The following is a 2197-nucleotide window of genomic DNA, read 5'->3' as shown; positions in this document are numbered from 1 at the left end:
TATGTTCTGTTGACCTCCTTTTTTCGACACGGATGTCACAGATTTCACGGATAGACTTGTGTTTGATAGTGGTTGGCTCGCCTGCAGGCCCCGCGTTGCGGTGTCACGCTGCTGGCGCATCGTGACTGCGTGGAGCGTGTGAGCCCAGGAATAAGCGAGCTTATTCCCGTGCTCACCCACTCCCCGCCAGGCCTTTCAGCGATAATACTGTCAACTCCCAGATACTTCCTTTATAGATGTCATCAATTTTCTATGGATGTTCAGGATAGAGTGGCTAATTTAAACAGTGCCGGGCAACCACATTACTCGAAAACCATGTAACCTACTACCTCGGCCATGTGGTTGACTTCGGGGTCCAGGGACTGTTCCTCAGCAACCTTTATATCGATGCCGAGCTTGCTCTTGTTCTGCCATCGCAGGTTGGCTGTGTTGCCTCCTTCGTGGGTTTGAATGTCTGCCAGGAACAGTGGAGGACTCGAAAACCCGCTGAGGAATTGAATGTTCTGGAAGTCGTGATTTATGGTCTTGCCAGTCCGGCTTACTTCAAAACCAATGCCGTTCAGGCTGCCCATTGAAGGCTCCCAGGCAATGTACGAGATGCTTTCGGCCGTGTGTTTTTGCATGTTGAGCTCCTGCTCCCGCAGGTGAAACTCAAATCCCTGTTCAGTTATGCCCCGCATGCGGCCGGTCACCGCCTCTCTACCCCAGAAAGATATCACTGTAGTCAACACCACTGGCACCTGGTGAAAGCGGCTGCTGAATTGCACGCCTACAAACTTTGTGTTCTTTACCTTGAAGCGGCCGGCCTCGATCACGGTTCCATCTGCAAGGATGTAGCTGCCCCGCTCCATGACCATGTAGCTGACCTTTTCTTCCTCATGCACGCCGTCAAGATAATCCCATTCCTGCACCATTATTTCGAAGCCGGTGCCCTTGACGTTTCTGATGCGCACTACCGCAGGCTCCTCGTCGTTGAGGCTCAGGGGTTTTGCCACCACCACGGGGTCATTGTAGTAGCCCTGGAAAGAGACCCACGTCCAGCCGCTGTCCACCACAACCTCGCCAACCTCGAAGGGAATCTCTGTAGAGCCTGAATCAGTGTTGGCATCAGCACTGTCTGCGCTGCTGTCACTGGTGCTGTCAGCGCTGTTGTCTCCATTGCTTTCCGAAGATTGCCAGTCCCAGCCAATGTAACCCCAGAACATGGGAGTGCTGCTGGACTCGAATGTGTTCGAGTCGTCTGCTGATGAATCAGACCGGGAAGAATCAGCTGGCACATAAGAGACCACGTTGGAGAGCCCGCTCTCGTTGCCCTTGCTGTCGCGGGCTGTCACTGCAAAGTAAGTGGTCCTGGTGTCGCTGACATTGCTGACCGTATACTGGGGCGAAGAAGTGTCTCCACCCAGCGAGGCAAGTGATACATCAATGCGGCGGGTGTAGGAAGTCTTGCTGGGCGCATAACCCTCGCGCACATAGATGCTGTAGCCAGCCAGGTCAGGCTCGGTGTTGCCATCCCAGGCCAGGGTAACTGCTGCCGCCTGCACAGAAGCAGGCGGCAGCAGGAAAAATATCAATAAAGAAAACGCAATGATACCAATAAGATAATGTCGAAAGAGACATTTTTTATACATACGCCAACCTCTCCAGCTCTACCCATCTCTCTATCTTCTCTTAATCGTTGAATTTGTCTCTTGCAGATATGTTGCTGACAACAGGTTCCCTTATTAATGGCAAGTTTCAGACCAGATTTGCTCGAAAAGAACACGCTATCTATAGCGATGCAGCTCGAGAAAATTTGTGCTAGAAATTTAAGGAGATGGCTCCACGCCGCCCTTCAGGCCATTCCAGCCGTTCCCTGACGCAGCAACAAAAAACGTATGCTTCAATGCACACGGGATTATAAAGAGATACAAGGAGGGCGCAGGGCGCAGGGCGCATAAAGGCTAGGAGGCTGGGAAGCTAGGAGGCTAGGAGGCGATGGCGCTTTGCGCTATCTTCGCCGAATGCCTTGTGCCGTTTCCATGGCATTGGGCGCACGGTAGATCCAGCGCTTCGCGCGATCTTCGCCTGATGTCGTGCGTCCTGCGCAATAGTTGTTTGAGTGTGATTTGTTGAGCTTTGCAGGGAGCTCATTCCTGCGCCAATCTCTCTCCGCAAGGCCTGGCGCGGCGTAGCATTAGCGAAGACGGGTGGCTAA

1 protein-coding gene is annotated in these 2197 nt (G+C 52.9%); it reads right to left on the bottom strand.

The features are described 5' to 3' along the window. Nucleotides 1-302: 302 nt before the first annotated feature. Nucleotides 303-1631, bottom strand: a complete 1329-nt coding sequence (locus JRI89_17745; protein MBW2073076.1) for a hypothetical protein — start codon at nt 1629-1631, stop codon at nt 303-305. Nucleotides 1632-2197: the final 566 nt, after the last annotated feature.

This window comes from Deltaproteobacteria bacterium (assembly GCA_019309045.1).
Taxonomy (GTDB): Bacteria; Desulfobacterota; Syntrophobacteria; order BM002; family BM002; genus JAFDGZ01.
The sequence above is the reverse complement of the archived record's forward strand: the minus strand, read 5'-3'. Positions and strand labels throughout refer to the sequence as shown.